The following is a 22,086-nucleotide window of genomic DNA, read 5'->3' as shown; positions in this document are numbered from 1 at the left end:
CAGATGATCGAGGTAAGCGGACTGCATAAATCCTACAATCAGACACCTGTCCTGCAGGATATCCAGTTTTCCGTAAGCAAGGGGGAGTTTTTCGGCATCATCGGCCCGAATGGAAGCGGAAAATCGACGCTTTGCAAGCTGATCTCTGGTGTCGTCGGAATGGACCAGGGTGAGATTCGTCTAGATGGAAAGCTGCTCACGCGCTACTCTCGCAAGGAGCTCGCCCGAATGCTGGCGGTGCTGGAGCAGGAAGCTCTTCCACCTGTAGGATTTCTCGTACGTGAAGTGCTGGAGATGGGGAGATTCCCCTATCAGAACTGGCTGGGCGAGGAAGCTTTGGACCCTACTCCCTTGATTGATGAGATCATTCACATGTTGAATCTGAGTGAGCTTGAGCAGCGTTCGCTCGATCACTTGAGTGGAGGAGAAAAACAGCGTGTCGCGCTGGGCAAGGCATTGGTGCAAAAGCCCATGGTTCTGCTCCTGGACGAACCGACGACATACCTCGATATCGGCTATCAGATCCAACTGATGGATATCGTGCGCTCCTGGCAAAAGACGACGCAGGTTACAGTTGTTGCGGTGCTTCATGATTTGAATCTGGCCTCGTTGTACTGTGATCGGATTTTGATGCTCCACAAGGGAAGGCAGGTAAGCGTGGGCAGTCCCGAAGAAATATTGCGCAGCAGTCTGATCGAAGACGTCTATGGCACTAGACCGATCGTATTGGAGCACCCGGTTCATCATTTGCCGCAGATCATGCTGCAGGCAGGTGGATAGGACGCAAGGGGAAGGATCAGCGTTTGGAGGGTGCAGGATGATTGCATTGGTGACGGGCGGAGCCCGTAGTGGAAAAAGTACGTTTGCGGAGCGATACGCCGCTCATCTCGGGGAACGAGGCATCTATATCGCGACGAGTCCCGTTTTTGACGAGGAATTGGAGCAGCGGGTCAAGCAGCACCAAGCAAGACGGGAGAGTTCTCCCTTTCACTGGGAGACGGTAGAAGAACCTTTTCAGCTGGCGGAAAAACTGACGGAACTAGGTGGACGGCCGGACGTGCAGGATGGTCGCACTGTCCTTTTGGTCGATTGTCTGATTCTGTGGCTGTCCAATTGGTTGGTGCGTGGAGAAGGGCACCCTTCAGTAGAGCATTTACTTGAGCAGATAACGACATTGCAGGAGGTCATTCGCACGTTTCCAGGTTCTCTACTGCTTGTTACAAACGAGGTGGGCTACGGTATTGTTCCGGATTATCCACTCGGGAGAGTCTTTCGGGATGTCGCCGGTATCATGAATCAGCGTATTGCCCAGGAATGTGAGCAGGTTTTTCTCGTCACGGCTGGCATCCCGGTGGAAATGAAAAAGCAAGCCTTTCAATTTTAGTGAGAAAGAAGGTGAAGCAATGCCTTCTTTCTTTTTTTTCACCATTAAATAGCTGTCAGACAGAAGAAACTGGCAATTTTGAGATCGACAATTGTCTGAAAATATCGTAGTATGATAAATAATTTAGTGGGAATAAAGTTCTATAGTGAGTAGTCTCTAGAATCCGTCTATGGGGCTATTGAATATGGGTATATGTACTTATGGGGTCGCAGGCAATGTTTAATCCATGTCTGGATCTGGGTATTAGATGGAACATGAGGAATGGAGTCGATGCAAATGATTATTGAAGCGTTATTGATAGGAGCTGCCCTTTTGGTAGGGGGAAGCCTGGTGGCGAAATATTGGAACAGTATTGTCGATTGGCTCAAGCGATGCCTTCAAAAAGTGAAGCAAGTGATCAAGACTGCTGTTTATGGAACCAAGGTATTCATTAAGAAGATCGGTGAGGCTATTGAGGAAATTTCCAAGCATTACGCCAAGGAAAATGGACGTTGGCAGGAGACGGTGATCACGAGAAAGGTCAACGAACGAGATGTTCCAGAAGACATCCGAGCCATGGCCCAGAAGTACCGCGAGACCGATATCACAGATGAACTGGAAGCTCAGCTGACGCGATAGCCAAAGGAGACTTAACATGGAAATTATTATTGGTATCGTTCTTTTATTCATAGCAGTTGGCTTGGTCGTGACGTTGCTCAAGTATTTATTTTACGCGATTGTTTTCATTCTGGTTATCCTTTGGAAGCTGTTCAAACTCTCTTTGTACGTGCTGATCCCAGCCGGTATTCTATATGGTTTCTACTATTTGTACACCGTCATCGGCTACTGGTCGATTGCCATTTTTGCCGTGTGCGGCCTGATTGTGACGGCCATCGTCTACTTCAAGCCGGAGAGTACAGGGCAAAAAGTAAAGCGGATCTTTCTCGATATCGAAATGGCAACGATGGACGAGCTCCACGAGAAGCTGCGACTTGAAGGTCAGATGGATCGCTCTGAGATGAGAAGAGCCGTCCAGCATTTCGTGGATACGGGCAAACTGGAGGTCTTGGATTTCAAGGGAAAAGAACGCGTGTATCGCTGGACAGACGAACGCGAGTATCCGAACGGAGTTATTACCAAGCATATTAGATTGGACTGAGTGAGGAAGGGGATTTGACATGGGAATCGGCAGAAGGATTGATCAAAGCACGCCCACTATGCCTTTGAGTGCACAAGGGTCTATCGTTGGACCCAAAAATATAGAGCCAGTAAAGCCGGCTGTTGCAGAAGCAGGTAAAGACAGCAAGCCCCAAGCGGCTTCATTTATCCCGCAATCGCCAAAGTACAGCTTTGCAGACGTCATTTTGCCAGCCCGGACTTTGGAAGCTATCCAGAATGCGCTCGCGATCAAAGATAAAAGTGATCAGGTTTTTGACGCCTGGGGATTTTCGGAAACGCATAAACACTCGCGCAAGGTTGGGTTAAATCTGTACGGTCCGCCGGGCACGGGAAAAACAATGGTCGCTCATGCGATCGCAGAATATTTGGGTAAAAAGCTGTTAGTCATCAACTATGCCGACATAGAGTCCAAATTTGTGGGAGACACGCCAAAAAATTTGACCGAGGCTTTCCGCATCGCCACAGATTCTGACAGCATTTTATTTTTTGACGAGGCAGATGCGATTCTGAGTCGAAGAGTAACGAATATGAACAATGCGACCGATACCAGTGTGAATCAGACTCGCTCGGTTATGCTTACGCTTCTGAACGATTACCAGGGTGTCATCTTGTTTGCGACCAACTACATCTCCAATTACGATCCAGCCTTTATGCGCAGAATCCTGGCACACATCGATTTTGAACTGCCTGATTTTGACTGTCGTGTTCGACTTCTGAAAAAGCTGATTCCGACAAAGCTCCCACACGATATTCGTACAGAGGAATTGGCTAGAGAGTTTGACCAGATTTCCGGTAGCGATATCTCCAACGCGATTCTCATGGCGGCTTTTCGTGCAGCGAGAGCGGAAGAACCACTCGTCAAACATGAATACCTGGCGGATGCTTTGCAAGGAATCATGAAGAGTAAAAGGGCGAATAACACGTGGTCCGACCGTTCCGATTCGGTCAAAGTGGAAACGCGACCAGTCAGTGAAGAATACGTCAAAAGCCAATTGAAGCTTGAGGAGTTGAAGTAGGGTGATACTTACCGCGTTACTGATCGGCGCAGTTGCCGTATTGGCGATTTCTTTTTGGGACGAAATCAAGAACTGGATGCGATCTTTGGTTGCAAAAGCAAGGAAAGCAGTGAAAGCAACGGTGATCGGCGCAAAGATCTTTTTGAAAAAAATGAAAGAAGCGTACGAAGAAATTGCCAAGACATATCAGCAGGACAGCAAGGGACAATGGTATGAAACCACCGAAACCAAGCGCGTCTCGGAATCAGAGGTCCCGCCTGAAATTCGTCAGAAAGCCCGCGTGATCAACAAGGAAGTCGATATTTCCAAAGAACTGGAAGATGAGCTAAAGCTGATCCTGTAGGGGTGAGATGATGTGAAAGAAATGCCGGGCAAGATGATAAAGTCGGTCGAGAAGTTTAGTGACTTATTACATAAAAACCTCATCATTGAATTCAACAAAGAAAAAAACACGTTTGAAGCGATTGCCAAGCATTACGAAGCGGATTGCGACGCTGTCATCCTCGCAGCGATTGCACGCGAAAGGCTACTATTCATAGGTGGCTCCTTTACTATTGAAATCACGGAGGACGAACAGCATTTTCTGGTCGGGATGGAGGCCTTTTTTCAAAAAACGGACGGTGAATGGGTTGTGAAAAAGAACAAAAGCAGCAAATATCCCATCGAGCTATTGATTTTGGACGACAGGCGTGCGCTGAAACAAGAAAGACGGATCGCCTATGAACTTACCCATCCGGAAAAAGGTGAACAACATGATTAAAGAAACCATTATCGTGGGTGGGCTTGTCACAGCTGGCTGCTATCTCATGTGGAAGCACAAGATGAAGAAGGACAACCAGCGCGTCACATTGGATGAGTTGGCAGCTCAATATTCGGATGAATGTGATCGGATGATCGAGCTGGAGTCAGAAAAAGGCTCCTTGCACTATGTTGGGGGCAGATTCTGTATGCAGAAAGCGGAGGTTGACAGCATCCGCCTCGATATCCAGATGTACTTTCAGAATCAACAAGGCGAATGGATTCAAAAACAGATCGGGAAAACAGTACCCTTGAGCCGGTTGACAAAAGAGGCTCAAGCCGAGCTGCTCAGCCGTGGAGAAGTCCAATACGAGCTGGAGCCACCAAAAGCGAAGGCGAGCATGTAAAGGGGAGGAGGGGCGGCTATGGAACCAGTCATGACGGCGGTTGTCGCGGAGAAGACAGCAGAGACGTTTGCGATTCAGGAGGCGGGCAAGAAGCTGGCAGAAGTCAGCAGTATGGCGCAAGAATGGAACCGCGCGGCAGAGTTGCAAATGAACAAGCAGGTTATGGAAAACATCAACGTCCTGTTGGATCAGGATCGCTACAAAAAACTGGCCGAATTCCGGGAATTGTCACAACACTCGCCAGAGATGGTGCGAGCAGCTTACAATGACATTCATTTGAAAGGTCAATTCGGGGAAAGCTTGATGGAATCCGTCCTCATGCAGCATGGCGAAGTCCGGACACAAATCGGAGTCCAGCTGGATGGCGTCCCAACTGGCAATAAAATTGACCTTCAATTGCTTGAATCGGACGCGAGCTTAAAGCAGTGGGAGCTGAGACTGGACAAAGATCACGTGGTGGTGGATGCCAATTACGATGTGATGAAGGGTGATTCTGCTTCGTACGAAGTGAAGAACGGCGGAATGTCCTATCTTCGTCAAGAACTGGCTGCAGGGGAGCTTCAGCAGCAGATTCAGGCAGGAAGACAGATTTCGGACCATTCCTTTGTGGTTATTAATGAAGATACGGCACAGGCGCTTCTGCAAAATCCAGAGCAAGCCAGAGCTGTGATCGAACAAATCCAAGACGCAGGCGGGAAGCTGATTGTGGGGTTGCCTAAGCAATCCGTACAAATGGCTATGTTCCTGTAGTAAGGAAGGGCGTGAGTGAAGTGGAAATGAAAGTCTTGATTCTTCAATCGGACGATAAAACCTTGCAGACCCTCTATGAGCAGTACGCGTCATGCTCTGTTGCGGCAGCAGATCGGGATTTGCCTTTTGCCAGCAAAGTGGACTCGCTTGAAAAACTGCATGCCTTTGCTCAACAGATCGAAGTCCGAATCCATCAGCTGTTCCAAAGCGGAAGCGTTGAACCGGCATGCTATTCTGCTGCACAGTGGGATGACATACAGGAGCCTGCTCTCAAAAGCAGCCTGCTCAATGGCTTGTATGGGCCGCATGAGTTAAAAGAACTGATGGACAAGCACGAAGCTGCGATACCGTCAGAATTGGAGAGCTTGTTCCAATCGCTTGTGCGGAATGAAGCAAGCGAGCATTTTATTTTGATATGGAACACCGGGGAGTTGGAAGCAGGTGCCATTTTATCAATTAACAGAATTGGATCGGACCAGTGAGCATGACAGCTATTATTTTTATCAGGGTAAGGACGAGATCCAGATCCAGTTGAATTTCGGCTTTTCGATAGCCAAGGAGATTGTGGAGTTTATCGCGCATCATTCGCAGGCGAGTGAACCGCTGTCCCTTTATATCGTCTATCAAAAGGAAAAGCTCACCTATATGCTGGGAACCGCTGATAGTGAGCTTCGCGAAAAATTGAACAAGCACTTTTCTTCGTGCGTGTGGGAGAAGCTGCCTCGGGACCTGGATACAGCTTTTGCTGCGGAGAAAGTAACGCTATCGGGCAGTGTGTCCCCACTCGTTTTACAGGATAGAAAAGAAAACCTGCTGGACGAACTTGTGAAGATGATCCCACGGGAGGATTTTCTCATCCAGGTCAAATTCCACCTGAAGGAAGAGTCGGTCTTCAAGGAACAACTTCGATTGCTGCACGATCACATTGCCAAGCTTTCGCAAAAAAGCATGACTCAAGTGGGCGAGCAGGGGCATCTTGGTGAGAATCTGATGAAAATGATTGCTGGAGGAGAAAACACGTCGTATCAGTTGAAGGATGTGACTGCTCAGCAACAGCTGGAAGTATTGGAGAATCATCTCTACGTTTTGAGCACGCAAGGCACTGTTTTCAAGCAGGTGGACTATCATATTTACGCTGGGGATGGCATTGCGTCCCTAATAGCGAAAAAAATGGAGTCATTCGCTCGACGCTCTGGATCGCTCAGCATGTATCAGCTGCGCAAACAAGCCAGCAGCAGCCTGGAGTATGTCAACTATGCTGCCGCGAACTGTATTGCACCCATTATCGCGCTGCCGACGAGCGGCGTCCCTGGGATCAAGCTGAACAGACGCGTTGAATTCGACGTCGATCTGCAAGAACCTCAGTATCCCGCAATCGAGCTGGGTACCCTGGTCAAGCATCACGCTACCCGTATTCCTGTCCAGATCGCGTTGAAGGATCTGACAAAGCATGTGTTCGTTTCGGGTGTCACAGGAAGCGGGAAGACGAGCACGATCAAGAGCCTCCTGATGAAAGCCGTAGAGGCGAAGAAGCCGTTTTTAGTCTTGGAGCCTGCTAAGACCGAGTACAAATACCTCGAAAATCAGGTTCCGAACCTGCGTCGCTATACACTTGGCATCGAGGGTGCAAATGGATTTCGGATCAACCCTTTTGCTTTTCCAGAGCATATTCATATTCAGACCCATCTGGATCACTTGAAGTCGGTATTCGTCGCAGCCTTTCCGATGTATGGACCGATGCCCTATATTCTGGAGACGGCATTCTATCACATCTATCAGCGCACCGGCTGGGATTTCATTTCCGGTACCAATCTGTTTGCTGAACAATTGGAACGCCAAGCGCTTTTCCCGACTATGGAAGATTTGCATCAAGCCATCGATCAGGCTATAGAGGCTGTAGGCTATTCAGCTGATCTGACCAGCGATATTCGCGGGGCATTGAAGGTGCGGATCGGCAGTCTGCTCAGTGGCGCGAAAGGGAGCATATTGAACACGCAGGAGGGTCATTCCATCTCAGAGCTTTTGCAGACGCCAACGGTGATGGAGCTCGAATATATCGGAGATGACCAAGAAAAGGTGTTTCTCATGGGGCTGCTTCTCGTCTCCATTTACGAGCACTACTCCTCCGAGGGGAAGCATAGCGGCACTCTTCAGCATTTGCTTGTCATCGAAGAGGCTCACCGCCTGTTGGAAAATGCGCAACGCTCCTCGAATCAGGAAATTGGCGATTTGCGGGGAAAAGCTGTCGAGACCTTCAACCACATGCTCTCCGAGATCCGTACGTACGGCCAGGGCATGATTATCGCAGACCAGATACCGACAAAGCTGTCTCCTGATATTATCAAAAATACGAATCTGAAAATCATTCATCGGCTGTTCGCCAAAGATGACAGGCAATTGGTTGGTGACGCCATCGGACTGGATGATGAACAGATCCAGGAAATCATTCGGTTGAAGCAAGGAGAGGCCGTTATTTTTCATGGACAGATTGATCGGCCGATGAAAGTCCATGTCCAGGTTGACGCAGAACTGTTGGCCGAGAATCAAGCCGATCCGAAACGTCCAGAGCGAGCTCCCTTTGATTTGGCTAGATTCGTCCTGCAGCAGGAAAGATTTCGTTCGGATAGCAAGCGGCTCATCGGAACGTATCTCTTGTTTCCGGAAGCAGAGTGCGCGATCAATGAGAAACTGTCGCAGCTCGTCAGCCGTATAACGGGACAGCAATTTGATCAGGGGACGATACAGGGACTTTGGAGCTCTCTCGTCCAGCGTTTTTTGCAGGATACGTCTCTAGCCGAATGGATTTCTTACGTTTACCTGGTAGAGATAAAAACAACGATTCAACAAGGCGAAGCTCCGCTTGAGGTCCTAAGAGACGCGCTTACCCGTTTTCTTCCGGCTGCATCCGTTCCTTACAGCATGGAACGATATGCGGACCTGGCTACTCCGTATGCATGGATGAAAACGCTGTTTCCGACTGGAGAGGCATTGTCTGAACTGCTGGAACATCCTGAGGAGCTTCACCAGGACAATCGTAGACTGCAGGCCAGGGTGCTCAAGTACAGCGGCATTGCAGCCATGGTTGAGCTTTCTGTTCTGAACAGTAGGCAAAAAAGCAGACTCTGTCATGCAATCGTTCTGGATGAATGCAGCGATTATCCTGAGCTGTTGGAAAAGTATTTTGCGATCAAGCCCATGCAGCCTTGGGTAACGCTTGGACAGCATGTGTGACCATCGTCCTGATCATGGTAACGGGCATTGTGAAGGCTTCTATAATCGCTTTTTTTATGATATAATTAAAAAAAAGCAATGGAAGGGATAAGGATACCATGCGTCCCCACAGGACGATTTGGAAACAATTTGACCTCTCCTACATCTAGCTTCGTAGTAGTCGATCGTCACTCGGGCGGTTAACCTACTACGAAAGCGAGGCCATTTGTATGAGTAGCGACTTATACTTGCGAATATCCTCCGTAGTCGGTTGGCAGCCCATGCCTAAACCGACAAAAATGCGAGGAATTCAAGATGAAGAGAGCGCTGCAGTTCATTCAACGTTACGGTATGATTTTGTTTGGAGCTTGTTTGCTTGCTTTTGCTTACTATCACATTAATTTTCAGAACCACCTGTCAGAAGGAGGGTTCGTCGGGCTGGGCTTACTGGCCAAGTACATCTTTGACTTGTCACCGGCACTCATGATGCTGGCGTTAGACATCCCACTTATTTTGGTGGCATGGCTGGTAAAAGGACGTCAGTTTATCTGGAACACGGTGGTCGCATCTCTTTCTTTTACGGGTTTTTACGAGCTGTTTGAAAAGTATTCGCCTATCGTTTTGGACATGAGCTCCATGATGCCGCTTGCTTCACTGTTGTCCGGTGTCCTCACTGGACTTGGGACAGGGCTGGTATTGCGCTTTGGAGCCGCTACAGGCGGTGACGATATCCTTTCCTTGCTGCTCAGCAAATACACAGGACTTACAGTAGGGACGATTTTCCTATTGATGGACGTGATGGTCCTCAGTCTTTCCTTCTGGTATTTGCCTGCAAAAGAGATGTTTTACACGATTCTTGCAGTGGTGATCTCCAGTCGCGTCATTAACTGGAGTATGGGTCTTGGTGCTGCACCTCAAATGGAGGCTCATCAAGGTCACGGACACGGGCGCGTGTCCCTGAACCATCGATAATGAAAGAGATGTGCGTAGTGGTACGCATCGCATCTAATAAACACTTCTTGATCAAACGTCGCGATGAACGACTGATACTGACACCCCTTCATGATGAGATGGGAACCCCTTTGTGGAGTTGCCTGTCTGCATGGAGGGGTGTTTAGTTTTGATCAAATTTCTTTCAATGATACGCAATGTTGCGACTAACGGCGCATAAAACCCTTAGCCTCCACATCCGATACCAGAATAGAGAAGAAAATGGATAAAGGGGAACTCACGATGACAACCTACTATTATTTCACTTGTACAAAGTGTGGGACCAGAGGAGGTTCCTTAGGAAGCCAGGCATGGGGATGGGGAAATTTTGACATGATCGAATCATTCAAATTTCTTGCCTATCACATCAATAAATGTGGAGAGGATTCAATCCGGATCATCTCAGAGGACGTCGTACACTATGTAGATCTTTTGCATGATGAATATAATGTTTTTTTAGAAGAAACGAAGCATATTTTCCCGCATTCCAGAGATTGGGATTTTCTGGTTCGCTCGCATGAATTGTCCATCGAGGAATTGAAGCAAAAGTGGGTCGATGAGCAAGCGATTAGGGAAGAGGACGAAAGGATAAAAATTACAGGACACATCAAAGAGATCGAGATCATGAAGGAAGGTCCCGGTCACTATGTGTATTTGGGCCAAGTAGTCTGCCTGGATGGTGAAGTAAACAAGGTATTGGCGCATTCACGTGAATTGCCCGAATTGAATCAATCTTATATGATTATGGGGGTCATGCAAAACCATCCCGAGCTTGGAGAGGTGTTGGAGGTACATAAGCTTCTTTCTCGCTCCGAGTCAAGCGCATAGAGAGGAGATATTAAAGTGCAATCGGAAGTCGTGGGACAATCGCTGGAAAAAATACGCCAAGTCAATCCACTTATTCACAATATCACCAATGTGGTCGTCACCAACTTCACCGCGAATGGTCTTTTAGCATTGGGAGCTTCGCCGGTTATGGCCTACGCCAAGCAGGAAGTTGCCGAAATGGCAAGCATTGCAGGTGCATTGGTCCTCAATATGGGAACCTTGAATGAAACCGAAGTTGAAGCAATGATCCTTGCGGGAAAATCGGCCAACGAACATGGAGTTCCCGTCATATTTGACCCGGTAGGTGCCGGTGCTACTGCGTACCGTACAGCAACCGCTCAAAAAATCGTCGAGCAGGTCAAGGTCTCGATTCTCAGAGGAAACGCAGCAGAAATCGCGAATGTCATCGGCGAAAAATGGCAGATCAAAGGCGTCGATGCGGCACAAGGAAATCAGGATGTCGTCGCACTCGCCCAAAAAGCGGCCAAGCAATTAGGAACGATCGTTGCCATCACGGGAAAAGAAGATGTCATCACCGATGGGAAAACACTGTATTGCATCGGGAACGGTCATCCCATCTTGACCAAGGTGACCGGTACAGGCTGTCTGCTTACTTCTGTGATTGGTGCTTTTGCTGCGGTGGAAAGCGATCTGCTCCTGGCAGGGGCATCGGCCCTTGTTTGCTATGGGGTAGCAGCTGAAAAAGCGGCCAAAAAATCTGCAGAAGAAGGCCCAGGGAGCTTTCAGGTGCAGTTTTTGAATGAGCTGTCTGCGATTGTGGAAGATGATGTGAAGCGGATGGGAGTCGTGCGAAAAGAAGTGCTGGAGCAGGGGGGTTAATCTGTCATGACTTGCCCTTGAATTCAATGGAGAGTTATGATAGATTAATCATTGCACATGCTCGTCTTTTGAGCATGATGTTGGATGGATGTCCGAGCGGCCGAAGGAGCACGATTGGAAATCGTGTAGGCGGGGTCAACTCGTCTCGTGGGTTCGATTCCCATCACCCGCCCCATTTTTAAAATCTACACATATACTATCCTATTAAACCATGCGGTCGTGGTGGAATTGGCAGACACACCATCTTGAGGGGGTGGCGGGGCGACCCGTGCGAGTTCGAGTCTCGCCGACCGCACCATCTACATAGGACGTACACGAACAAAACCAGCTTGTTGGCCTTCGAGCCAGCATCGCTGGTTTCTTTCTATTGTAAAAGAAGCTGACTCTTCGTCTCTCGTAGACAGGAGTCAGCTTCTTGTGTATGCATAGACGTCTCAACCGCTTTTTTCCCTCATGGCTTGTGATGGAGGGAGGACTTGCCGCCATTTGATTTGTGGTACTGCAATCGCGGCCAGGATCAACAAGACGCCGCTCCATTTGGTCAAACTGACTGGCTCGTGTAGAACAAAGCTGGCCAACAGGACAACTGCAGGCAACTCCATCGCGCTGAGTATGGTGACCAATCCGTTTCCAAGGCGGGGAACACTGACGGAGAGACAAAAGATCGGAATAACCGAGCCGAACAAGGCTACGAGCAGCCCGTATGGCAATAATCCGTCCAGCAATCGTCCATTCAGTAAAAAGGTCGGCGGGTACACCAGTGAGAGCATCAAGGATGCCATGCTGATCGAAATGGCACTTCGCAAATACGGATTCAGGTCTGGAAGAATACGGCCGCTCATAAAAATGACGACGGCAAAGGAAAAGCCGGATAACAGTCCACATACCAAGCCGAACAGACTGACATCATTCCAGCCTGTCTCGCCAAGGCCGCTGGCAAGAACCGTTCCGCCGCCGATCATGATGATCGAAATCCATTTATCCAGGCTTGGCCATTGACGCTTTGAGATGGATTCAAGCAGAATGCCGAACCAGGTGAATTGAAAGAACAGGACGATAGCCAGCGACGCAGAGAGATGACTCACGGCAAGATTATATAAATAACTGGCAAAAGCCATCATCAGACTGACGGGTACAAGGGACATGACGTATTTGAAGCGAAACCGTTCTTTGGAAAATAGGAGTGCAAGTACAGACATGATGATTCCGCCAAAAAGAAGCTGGCTGCCACTCAGCTCGGTGGGTGTGTAGCCAACTGAAAAACCAAGCTTCATGACCATGGATAATACGCCATAGCTACATGCCCCGAGCAAGACGAGGATTACAGAGCGCCAGTATGTCATAGGTGAACTTCCTTTCGATACATTAAAAATTTGGTGAATAAAAATATTGTACTATAGAGGTAAAATTGGTACAATTAATATTTTTGGCACTTTATTCTACTAATGTGGTAGTGAAATAACGGAGAAAACCGTCTACCTGTAATCTAGAGCGAGAATGTGATAGCAGGAATCGGGTGAATCCGCTACACTAGGAGCATTAGACGAGATTTCATTTCTCCACTGGGGGCTAATGAGAATGAGACGAGGAGTCGTATACGCTGTCATTGCGTATTTGGTCTGGGGCTTGCTTCCGTTGTATTGGAACGTGTTTCAAACCGTAGGAGCATTTGAGATACTTGCCCATCGGATCTTATGGTCATTTGTATTTGTAGGAATCGTCTTGTTGATCAAGAAGCGTTGGAGAAGCATGATAAACGCTCTTTCTGGGGCTAAAGTAAGAGGGGCGATGATTCTCAGCTCGATCTTAATATCAGCGAACTGGCTCATTTATATCTGGGCGGTTAATAACGAAAAAGTACTCGAAACGAGCTTGGGTTACTACATGAACCCCCTCTTGAGTGTCTTTTTTGGTGTCATCTTTTTAAGGGAACGGCTGCAGTTGGGACAATGGATTGCGCTAACGCTAGCAGCCATCGGAGTTCTATACAACACCCTTCAATACGGAGAAGTTCCGTGGGTGGCGATTGCGCTCGCATTATCGTTTGCCTTGTACGGGTTGGCGAAGAAGAAGGTGCAGGTGGATGCGCTGACCGGCGTGGCTTGTGAGACCCTGCTGATCGTACCGGTTGCCCTCCTTTATTTGAGCGCGATACAAGCGAACGGAACGGCCACGGCGTGGGATATGCAAGGCTGGCAGATTCTGCTTCTGACCCTGACCGGGGTGGCAACGGTATTGCCGCTATTCTGGTTCGCCGAGGCAACGAAAACACTGCCGTTATCCACGATCGGCTTCATCCAGTATCTGTCACCGACCATCTCCATGTTTTCGGCTATTTTCATTTTTGGCGAGCCTTTTACGATCACGCATATCATCAGCTTTTCCTTCATCTGGGCAGCTCTGATCGTCTTTACGATCAGCTCCTTGCGGAAAAAATCTCAGCCAGTTGCGCTGCGAACATAAGGATGGAAAAGCAAAAAACTCCTGACAGCTCGGCCGATCAGCCAAGAGAGTCAGGAATTTTTTCTAGCCCTGGAGTTAACCTTGTTTTGCCATGCGGTAAGCACCGTGATGGGTTGGGCCAACATATTGATTCAGCGCAAATGAATGGCGGATGGCTTCCGTGATGAAATCCTTGGCAACCAGCACAGATTCACGTACGGAATTCCCTTTTGCCAGCTCCGCACAAATGGCTGCTGCGAATGTGCATCCCGCACCGTGTGTGTAGGTTGTTTGAAAACGCTCAGCTTCCAACACCTCAAAGGTTTGTCCATCGTAGAAAACATCTACAGCATGTTCATGGGCAAGCTTTCCGCCGCCTTTTACCACGACATTTGCAGTACCCATATCGTGAATGCGCTTCGCTGCTTCTTTCATGTCATCCACGCTTTTCAGTGCACCCAGCTGACTGAGGATGCCTGCTTCAAACAGATTGGGGGTAGCAACAGTGGCATGAGGCAAGAGAACTTCTCGCAAGCTAACCGCAATCTCAGGGTGGAGAGCTTCATCCGCGCCTTTGCAGATCATGACAGGGTCTACAACCACGTTTTGCAAATTGTATTCTTTCATTTTGCGAGCGACGAGATCGACCAAATCTGTGGAGCCGAGCATCCCTGTTTTCACGGCGTCTACACCAATCCCGGACAGTACGGTTTCGATTTGTTTTTCCAGAACGGCAACATCGATGGGGAACACTTCATGGAACCAGCTGTTATGAGGATCTTGTGCCACGATGACCGTGATAGCAGTCATTCCAAAAACGCCGCGCTCTTGAAACGTTTTCAGGTCTGCTTGAAGACCTGCCCCTCCGCTGGTGTCTGAACCTGCGATGGTAAGTGCTTTGCGAATAGTCATTTTCGATTATCTCCCTTTTTATAACCGCAACAATACGGAATGCGAGTCTAGTACTATCTCTTATTGAAGAGGAAAAAAAGGTCGATGTCAATAAGGGATGCGCCTTGGGGAACGAACAAAAATGCCTTCTCTTTTAAAGGAGAAGGCTGTAGATTCTGTTTGAGCTTTTGTCTACACAGAAGCAGCGTGATGAAAGGAGAAGTGGATCGGCGTAGACATGCTCTTGGAGCGTTTCAGAGCAAGCTGCTTCGCTTGCTTGGCGGCTTCAAACATGCTCGGTGCCTTGATGATTTCTACCCATTGGCGTGTGGCGGTTTCGAATAAAAATCGGTAAATGCTCATCGCTATCTGCCCTCTCTTCGTTTCTCACTGACTTCATTGTATCAGGAGACTGGGAGCAAATGTTAAAGCGCTTGTTACATATTCTTGAAGAGTTTCTTGCATTTTTATGAAATTTGTATAATAACCAAAAATGACGTTACATTTTACCAGTTTGTAACGTCTATATGGGAGTATGTCTTTATGATGTTCTTAGCGATGTGTAAAAGGGGTGTAGAGAGAAGAGATGAATTCAGCAGGAGAATTGACTGTGAAGGATGTTAATCACAGCTATGGAACAGGCAAGATCAAGGTTCCGGTGCTGTTCGATATCAATCTTCATATCAACAAGGGAGAATTTGTCGCCCTGTGCGGCTCCTCCGGTTCAGGAAAGTCCACGCTTTTGAATTTGCTGGCTGGACTGACCAAGCCGGAAGAAGGCAGCATCTATGTCAGCGGCGAAGAAATTTCACGCTTTAATGAAAATCAGCTTTGCTTGTTTCGCAGAAAATGCATGGGATTTATTTTTCAATCGTACAACCTTCTTCCGAATTTGACTGCATTGGAAAATGTGGAGCTTCCGTTGATCTTTTCGGGGGAGAGCCCTAAAAAAAGACGAATGAAAGCCACGGAAATTCTGAATCGCGTAGGTCTGGAAGGGCGTATTCACCACCGGCCGAACGAATTGAGTGGTGGGCAGCAGCAGAGGGTCAGTATCGCGAGGGCGCTTGTCAATCAACCGACGATCATCCTCGCTGACGAACCGACAGGAAACCTGGACAGTAAGACGGAACAGGAAATCCTGACGCTGATGAGAGAAATGAACAAGGAAAATGAAACAACGTTCATTATTGTCACCCATGAGCAGGAAGTGGCTGAAAGTTCTGACCGGGTGATCTACATGCAGGATGGACGTATTGTACAAAAAAGAACAAGGCCTGCCTAGTTGGCTACGAGGTGAATGAAACAAGTGAGATGGACTGATTCTTTTCGTATTGTCTGGAGAAATCTTTGGAGAATGAAGCTTCGTACCGCCTTGACCTCTGTCGGGGTCATGATTGGTACGGCGGCTATTGTAGCCATGATGGCACTAAGCTTGGGCCTCAAGGACAACGCTGTAAAAAGCTTAGAGAATTTTGGGAATTTGACTGAAATGGACGTAGAACCAATGTACTGGGACCGGAAAACAGAAGAGATGATTCCGGACGATCAACGAAAGCGTTTGAATCTAGCAGCTGTGCAAGAGCTGAAATCGATTCCGGGTGTCGCAGCTGTTATGCCGATGAAGCGGTTGTACGAGCAAGCCAAGCTGAAAGTCGGCAGACGGGAAGGGCATGTCGATTTGATCGGGGTGGATGTACGAGAATCGGCAGACTACCGGAAAAACGATATCGAAAAAGGAACCTATTTAAGTGGTTCGCCCCAAGAAGTCGTAGTGGCTTTCGGTGTCACTCGCGAATTGCGCGACGTAGAGCGGGAAAAGCGTGAAGCCCGAAGACGCAATGCGGACAGCGGCAGACAGCAAGGCGGTCCGCAGATGTGGGAGCAGCCTCCTGATATGGGGGGGCAAGCTTCTTCCTTCAATCTGGTGGATAAAGCAGCCACTCTGGAATTAACACGTGAATATCGCGTAGATGACGAGCCTAAATACGAGAAAAAAGAAGTGCGTGTACGGGTAGTCGGACAATTGCTTCAAACGGAAGGCTACCGGGATCAGCGAGCTGTTTATGCTCCGATCGAATTAATTAAGGAATTGAATGACTGGGTCATGCGCAGTCGTGGGGACGAAGGCAGTACGTCATCGCCGCGTACTCGTGAACAAGCAAACAAGCAAAATGAGATGGAGTTCGATTCCATTACAGTTAAAGTCGAATCGCGTGAACAGGTAGAGAGTGTGGTCAAAGCCCTGCAAGAGAAGCGATTTGAGGTCTGGTCACCAGCGCGTGAGCTGGAGACGATTAACAACTTCTTCTTCGTCATTCAGCTCGTCCTGGGCGGTATCGCGGCGATTTCTCTGCTGGTCGCTACGATCGGGATCGTCAATACGATGATCATGTCCATCCTGGAGCGCACCAAGGAAATCGGAATTATGAAGGTAATTGGAGCTACCGTATTCAACATTCGCTGGTTGTTCCTGATGGAGTCGGGCTTTATCGGCTTGATTGGTGGCTTGGCCGGATTGGGAATGGCATGGGGAGCGGTCGAGATTGTCAATTACCTCGGGTCCTCCAGCGGCATGATGGATAGTCTGAACATGGGCTTTGGGCCGAATGGTGAAAATATGCGCCTTGCCTACATTCCTGGCTGGCTGGCTCTCTTTGCAATCGGGTTTTCATTTATTATCGGCTTGCTGGCTGGAATTTTCCCTGCCATTCGCGCTTCCCGTTTAAGCGCCTTGCAAGCGATTCGATCTGAATAAAAGAAATGTGGGGAACATGTGATGAATAAGAAAAAGTGGATCATTATTTCAGCTGTAGTCGTTTTTCTGGGTGGAGGAGGATATTTCGGGTATTCCTATTTAAACGCCACCCCTTCAAATGGTGACGAAATGACGATGGAGCAGCCATCCTTTCCGACAGCAAACGTGGAGAGAGGGGAAGTGAAGAAGACCATCTTCGCAGGAGGAACGGTGGCAGCCAAAGCGAGAGAGGAAGTAAAGCCGGAAGTTAGCGGAAAAGTGGAGCGACTGCTGGTCAGTGAAGGACAAACGGTAAGTAAGGGAGATCTCCTGTATACGGTAGATACCACAGACGCTTTGCTCGAATTGCAAAGGCAGGAGCTGGTGATTACCCGGGCGCAAAAAGATCTGGCAGAACTCAAGGAAAAAAAGGACCGGATCATATCCAAAAAATCGGGTAAAGTGAAGGAGATTCTGGTCAAGGAAGGCGCTGAAGTGACTCCAGATACAGTAGTAGTCAAACTTGTCGATACTGACCATCTGAAAATTAACGGCAAGTTTACTGCCTTCGAAGCCGAGCGGTTTCGAGTAGGTCAAGAAGTGAAGGTGTTTTTGAGGGCTTCCCTCACGTATGTGGATGGCACCATCAGTAAAATAGATTTGACTGGCTCTAAGGTTCAGGGAGTGGGTGGCGGTATGCATGACGTGGAAGTCTTGGTGCGTAAGCAAGGTGCCTTGTATGCCGGAGATATGGGGGAAGTACAATTTACTAACGATAAAGGCGTTTTATTTGCAAGTCAGTATCCCACTCCGTTGGAGCTTCCGGATGACCTGGAAGTCGTTGCCGATACACATGGAAAAATTGATTCGGTGATGTTCAAGGAAGACGACATGATCAAAGAAGGCCAAGTGCTCTTCAGGATGGATGTTTCCTCAGCAGAGCTGGAGCTTCGGGAAAAAGAGCTTTCCGTCAAAGAGTCTTTGTTGGCAATGGAGCAAAAGAAACGTGAGATTGAGAAAAAACAAGTGGAAGCACCGATCAGCGGCGTCATTACCAAGCTCAATGTCAAGGAAGGGGAAACACCAAGTGGCGGAGAGCCTGTAGCAGTCATCATGGATACCTCATCCGTCTACTTTATGGCAGCGGTTGATGAAATCGATATTCCGGCAATCAAGCTTGGTCAAGCTGTAGAAGTTTACGTGACAGCCTTTGGAAATCGTCCTTTTGTCGGGAAGGTCGTTGAAGTGCCAAAAGAAGGCACCAAGGAGGACAAGGCAGTTCGTTTCGAGGTAAAGGTAGAGCTCGCTGAGTCATCTGAAATGAAGCATGGTATGACGGGCGACTGCGACATTTTCATCGAGCAAAAAGAGAACGTCCTTCGCCTGCCGCTGAATGCTGTTGAAGTCATGGAAGAAGGCAAAGGCACGGTAATGGTGAAGAATCCGGAGAATGGAGAGCCGATGCCGAAAGAAGTGGAGATTGGCGTAGAAGGTACGGATTATCTGGAGATCGTGAGTGGTTTGGCTGAAGGAGACGAAGTGCTGCTCATGGGCGGCATGTAACGGTGTTGAATTGAAAAATCCCCGTTGGCAGGACATTACGTCTTGCATTTCGGGGATTTTTCTTACAATCGTGTCTTTTTGTCTACACAAGCTCCAGCTCCGGATTTATTATTTGTATGCGATCACTCTGATTCGCTTGTAATCCACGATCCAGCCGTCCTCGTCGAAAAGTGCTGGACGCAACAGCTCCGTTACCTGTGCGCAGGCCTCGTCTTTTTCCTCTGCAGACATGCCTGCGAAAAAGGAATCACCAAATGAATTCAGCCAATGTCGAAGTCCAAGATCTCCGTCAGGCATCCGCGTTGGACGATCGAAATGCGAGGCGAGAGTTACCCGAAATCCTTGTGCTTCCAACAGGCTTGAATATTCCCCGATGGAAGGGAAGTACCACGGGAAGCGCTCTTGGGCGGAGAGGCCATTTTTGGCAAGAACAGTCCCGATCGCATCTACGACCTGCTGACAGTTGTCTTTTCCTCCGAACTCAGCGACAAATCTTCCCCCTGGGGCCAGTGCCAGCCAGACAGAGCGCACCACTTCTGATGGCCGCGTCATCCAGTGCAGGGCTGCATTGGAGAAGACGGCATCATAGATTTCATCTGTGCGGTACGAATGAGCATCTGCAACCAAGAAAGGGAGATGAGGATATTTTATTCTGGCAGATTCAATCATTTCACTCGAATAATCCATCCCGGTTACTGTGGCACCAGCCTTTTCGAGTTGGGCAGTGAGATCTCCTGTACCGCAGCCTAGGTCTAGAATGCGTTCGCCTGAAACAGGTTGTAGCCATTCGATTAAACCTCTGCCATAATAGGAGACAAAGTTCATTTTTTCATCGTACAATTCTGCGTTCCATTGATTCGCTTGACTCATCAAAACCCCTCCTTACCCCTGTTTTACCAGTCCGATAGACTATAAGTCAAATCTATATAAATTATAAAACAAATAGTTTTTACCTATCGAAATAGAGGTTAGACATACGTTTCTATTTTTGCTAAACGACAGGAAAACAAGCATTTTTGTCGAATAAGAACGAAATGAAGTTTGCCATACAGAAAGTGAGAGGAAGAACGTGAAGAAATGGCTCGCATCCGTGCTTCTGGTATGTCTGGTGACAGGCAGTTTTTACTCAGAAGCCTCTGTTTCTCCTGCCTTTGGAGCGACAAAAGCCGTGAAACGGGACAGTCAGACTACCAAACATCAAAAGCCAGTTCACGAATTGATTGTATTCAATGATTATCAGGTAGCGGGATTGAGTGAAGAAGGCTGGAATTGGGTAAGAAATGACGAGTTTATTCTACCGCCCGACACGCCACTCGATATTGATTTGATCCAAACGACCTTCGGCAGCGGCACAAATATGAATAAAAAAGAGGTTTATCTCGATGGCGTTCTGATGCCGGAATTTTCATCTGTGACAGCTGACAATCAGACCTCATTTCGATGGGAGGTTCCGCGTTTTACGATTCCAGCTGCTCAGTTGTCAGCAGGAGTACATACACTGAGCTTTGTTGTTTCGGATGCAGTCGATACGAAAAGTACGGTACATGTGCGATTCCGTGTCGAGGCGTATAATTTTCCGTTTATTTATCCGGGAGAGCAGGCAGCAGGCGCAAGCATTCCCACCGGTGCAACGGAATCCCTCTTTGGGCAGTACGGCTCCAAGGTGTATACCAGCAACAAATCTGGAACATGGAAACTTGTGAAGAAAAGCTCCAATAGTGAAGTCAATCATTTCACAGGGCAGGTTTTTTCTACGGGAGTGTTACTAGCCGGTGATTACGAACTGACTTTTATACCTGATGATGCGAATTTGTCTCCTTGGCAGATTACGATTCAGGTAGGGCTTCCGTCCCTATACCTTGGAACAGATTCGAATGGTCAGAAGTTATCTGATCGCCAAAAAATCTCAGCTGAATCAGTGCCGGGAACGATTCAGCTGTTTTCATCCGCCTCAGGTCGATGGTGGGTGGATGGTACAGGGCAGACTCTTTCAGGTTCCCAACACATTGATGTGGCGATTCCAGAAAGTCTGAAGGGCATGACCATCTCCGTCACATTCGAACCAGATCAAGATGAGGGAACAGAGCGAGCGTCGAGAAGTGCGACATCCATCCAAATCCAAATACCTGGAGATTCTCAGAGCTGTGATGTGAGCTCAGCGAGAACTACATTGGATGTCCTGGTCCAGAACAATAAATCCTCTTCTTTGCAGGAGGAGCGATCGAATCTGTACTCATCGGATGCAACCGTAAAAATTTATCAAAATCCGATTCATAAGGTATGGGTAGCTACGGCATCGGATCATTTCAGGTTTGGCTCTGGATCAGCAGAAGAAGGGCCTGGAGTTTGGGCGGTGAATAATGTGGTCGTAGACACCTCCTACCTCAACGGGGATCATACAGGTCTGGAATTATCCCGCTACAAAACGGGACGCCATAAAATTAATTACTACAGCAAAGCAAATCCTGAATTGTCTTGGTGTGGCTACATCGAAATTATTGAAGACACGCCACCGACCGCATCTACCCAATCCTGTGAGGTTGGGGACAAGGGGACAGTTCCTACACTAACCCCGATGAAGCTGCGTACGAAGGATGGCAAGGAGTACGCAAATGGTGACAAAATGGTTGTCAACTCTCCTGATGAATTGGAAGAGCTGCAGCTATCGGCCACACATGTAATCAACAAGGGCTTGAAAAAAATCAGGCGGGATAAAGGCAAGAAAGACAACAGATTTCTTTACATCACCAATCTGCAATGGGAGTATGGTGCCGTACCGTATGGGGCGATGTTTGACTTCGGTGACGGTGAGATTTCTGCCAAAAACGAATTAGTGGTGAAGTATAATGGGGAAGTCATCAAAGCGTATAAACCGCGCAAATCAGAGGACTATGAACCGGGCGGATACGATTCCCTTGATCTGGGCAGATTGATTGAACAAGATGGACGAACAGGCGAATATACAGTAGAGGTTGAGAACACCTTAACGTACCGCACGTGCATAATTGTGGAAAGATACAGCGCATATAAAAAGAAAATCGACGATGAAAAAATCGTCCAAAGACTGGTATTCACCGTAGAAGTAAAATAAAGGATAGCGCATGTAAGACCCTTGCTGACGGCGAGGGTCTT

General features: G+C 48.2%; 23 protein-coding genes and 1 tRNA gene. 20 read left to right on the top strand and 4 right to left on the bottom strand.

The window, feature by feature from the left end:
* Positions 1-3 precede the first annotated feature (3 nt).
* From JZI27_RS07095 to JZI27_RS07025, 15 genes are all read left to right on the top strand, one after another.
* On the top strand, positions 4-780 hold the full coding sequence (locus JZI27_RS07095; protein WP_280207142.1) for an ABC transporter ATP-binding protein: 777 nt from the start codon (positions 4-6) through the stop codon (positions 778-780).
* Positions 781-817: 37 nt separating this feature from the next.
* Positions 818-1,384 carry a bifunctional adenosylcobinamide kinase/adenosylcobinamide-phosphate guanylyltransferase gene (gene cobU, locus JZI27_RS07090; protein ID WP_280207141.1) on the top strand — a complete coding sequence of 189 codons (567 nt, stop codon included), beginning with the start codon at positions 818-820 and terminating at the stop codon, positions 1,382-1,384.
* Between the two features lie 270 nt (positions 1,385-1,654).
* Positions 1,655-2,002, top strand: coding sequence for a hypothetical protein (locus JZI27_RS07085; protein ID WP_245996509.1), 348 nt, complete (start codon positions 1,655-1,657; stop codon positions 2,000-2,002).
* Positions 2,003-2,018: 16 nt separating this feature from the next.
* A complete protein-coding gene (locus JZI27_RS07080) occupies positions 2,019-2,522 on the top strand; it encodes a hypothetical protein (RefSeq protein WP_122907780.1) in 504 nt (167 codons plus the stop codon).
* A gap of 19 nt (positions 2,523-2,541) precedes the next feature.
* Positions 2,542-3,558 carry an ATP-binding protein gene (locus JZI27_RS07075; protein ID WP_280207140.1) on the top strand — a complete coding sequence of 339 codons (1,017 nt, stop codon included), beginning with the start codon at positions 2,542-2,544 and terminating at the stop codon, positions 3,556-3,558.
* A gap of 1 nt (position 3,559) precedes the next feature.
* Entirely contained in the window at positions 3,560-3,901 is a 342-nt protein-coding gene (locus JZI27_RS07070; protein ID WP_122907776.1) for a hypothetical protein, read from the top strand.
* 12 nt (positions 3,902-3,913) lie between these two features.
* Entirely contained in the window at positions 3,914-4,318 is a 405-nt protein-coding gene (locus tag JZI27_RS07065) for a hypothetical protein (RefSeq protein WP_122907775.1), read from the top strand.
* Complete coding sequence (locus JZI27_RS07060; RefSeq protein WP_280207139.1) at positions 4,311-4,703, top strand: hypothetical protein; 393 nt, start codon at positions 4,311-4,313, stop codon at positions 4,701-4,703. The genes JZI27_RS07065 and JZI27_RS07060 overlap by 8 nt, the downstream gene beginning before the upstream one ends.
* 18 nt (positions 4,704-4,721) lie before the next feature.
* On the top strand, positions 4,722-5,453 hold the full coding sequence (locus JZI27_RS07055) for a hypothetical protein (RefSeq protein ID WP_280207138.1): 732 nt from the start codon (positions 4,722-4,724) through the stop codon (positions 5,451-5,453).
* Between the two features lie 20 nt (positions 5,454-5,473).
* Positions 5,474-5,935 (top strand): hypothetical protein, encoded by a 462-nt coding sequence (locus JZI27_RS07050; protein ID WP_280207137.1) that lies wholly within the window; start codon positions 5,474-5,476, stop codon positions 5,933-5,935.
* The gene (locus JZI27_RS07045; RefSeq protein WP_251243129.1) at positions 5,895-8,684 is read left to right on the top strand and encodes an ATP-binding protein; all 2,790 of its coding nucleotides are present in this window, start codon (positions 5,895-5,897) and stop codon (positions 8,682-8,684) included. The genes JZI27_RS07050 and JZI27_RS07045 overlap by 41 nt, the downstream gene beginning before the upstream one ends.
* A gap of 294 nt (positions 8,685-8,978) precedes the next feature.
* The gene (locus tag JZI27_RS07040; RefSeq protein WP_122907767.1) at positions 8,979-9,635 is read left to right on the top strand and encodes a YitT family protein; all 657 of its coding nucleotides are present in this window, start codon (positions 8,979-8,981) and stop codon (positions 9,633-9,635) included.
* Positions 9,636-9,986: 351 nt separating this feature from the next.
* Positions 9,987-10,481 (top strand): hypothetical protein, encoded by a 495-nt coding sequence (locus tag JZI27_RS07035; RefSeq protein WP_280207136.1) that lies wholly within the window; start codon positions 9,987-9,989, stop codon positions 10,479-10,481.
* A gap of 15 nt (positions 10,482-10,496) precedes the next feature.
* Positions 10,497-11,321, top strand: a complete 825-nt coding sequence (gene thiM / locus JZI27_RS07030) for a hydroxyethylthiazole kinase (protein WP_280207135.1) — start codon at positions 10,497-10,499, stop codon at positions 11,319-11,321.
* Positions 11,322-11,534: 213 nt separating this feature from the next.
* Positions 11,535-11,619 (top strand) — tRNA-Leu (locus JZI27_RS07025).
* Between the two features lie 136 nt (positions 11,620-11,755).
* Here JZI27_RS07025 and JZI27_RS07020 read toward each other — a convergent pair.
* Positions 11,756-12,664, bottom strand: a complete 909-nt coding sequence (locus JZI27_RS07020) for an EamA family transporter (protein WP_280207134.1) — start codon at positions 12,662-12,664, stop codon at positions 11,756-11,758.
* Positions 12,665-12,899: 235 nt separating this feature from the next.
* Here JZI27_RS07020 and rarD point away from each other — a divergent pair, with 235 nt between their 5' ends.
* Entirely contained in the window at positions 12,900-13,784 is an 885-nt protein-coding gene (gene rarD, locus JZI27_RS07015; RefSeq protein ID WP_280207133.1) for an EamA family transporter RarD, read from the top strand.
* Between the two features lie 75 nt (positions 13,785-13,859).
* Here the strand turns inward: rarD and pdxK are convergent, their stop codons facing one another.
* Positions 13,860-14,675, bottom strand: coding sequence for a pyridoxine/pyridoxal/pyridoxamine kinase (gene pdxK / locus JZI27_RS07010; RefSeq protein WP_280207132.1), 816 nt, complete (start codon positions 14,673-14,675; stop codon positions 13,860-13,862).
* Between the two features lie 171 nt (positions 14,676-14,846).
* Positions 14,847-15,017, bottom strand: coding sequence for a hypothetical protein (locus JZI27_RS07005; RefSeq protein WP_183184820.1), 171 nt, complete (start codon positions 15,015-15,017; stop codon positions 14,847-14,849).
* 223 nt (positions 15,018-15,240) lie between these two features.
* Between JZI27_RS07005 and JZI27_RS07000 the strand changes: the two genes are divergently transcribed.
* From JZI27_RS07000 to JZI27_RS06990, 3 genes are all read left to right on the top strand, one after another.
* Positions 15,241-15,939, top strand: coding sequence for an ABC transporter ATP-binding protein (locus JZI27_RS07000; protein WP_122907756.1), 699 nt, complete (start codon positions 15,241-15,243; stop codon positions 15,937-15,939).
* Positions 15,940-16,011: 72 nt separating this feature from the next.
* Positions 16,012-17,412 carry an ABC transporter permease gene (locus JZI27_RS06995; protein ID WP_481752801.1) on the top strand — a complete coding sequence of 467 codons (1,401 nt, stop codon included), beginning with the start codon at positions 16,012-16,014 and terminating at the stop codon, positions 17,410-17,412.
* A gap of 21 nt (positions 17,413-17,433) precedes the next feature.
* On the top strand, positions 17,434-18,954 hold the full coding sequence (locus tag JZI27_RS06990) for an efflux RND transporter periplasmic adaptor subunit (RefSeq protein ID WP_280207130.1): 1,521 nt from the start codon (positions 17,434-17,436) through the stop codon (positions 18,952-18,954).
* 108 nt (positions 18,955-19,062) lie between these two features.
* Here the strand turns inward: JZI27_RS06990 and JZI27_RS06985 are convergent, their stop codons facing one another.
* On the bottom strand, positions 19,063-19,824 hold the full coding sequence (locus JZI27_RS06985) for a class I SAM-dependent methyltransferase (RefSeq protein WP_280207129.1): 762 nt from the start codon (positions 19,822-19,824) through the stop codon (positions 19,063-19,065).
* Between the two features lie 199 nt (positions 19,825-20,023).
* Here JZI27_RS06985 and JZI27_RS06980 point away from each other — a divergent pair, with 199 nt between their 5' ends.
* The gene (locus tag JZI27_RS06980) at positions 20,024-22,045 is read left to right on the top strand and encodes a hypothetical protein (RefSeq protein ID WP_280207128.1); all 2,022 of its coding nucleotides are present in this window, start codon (positions 20,024-20,026) and stop codon (positions 22,043-22,045) included.
* Positions 22,046-22,086 lie beyond the last annotated feature (41 nt).

This window comes from Brevibacillus sp. AY1 (genome assembly GCF_029870785.1).
GTDB lineage: Bacteria > Bacillota > Bacilli > Brevibacillales > Brevibacillaceae > Brevibacillus > Brevibacillus invocatus.
The sequence above is the reverse complement of the archived record's forward strand: the minus strand, read 5'-3'. Positions and strand labels throughout refer to the sequence as shown.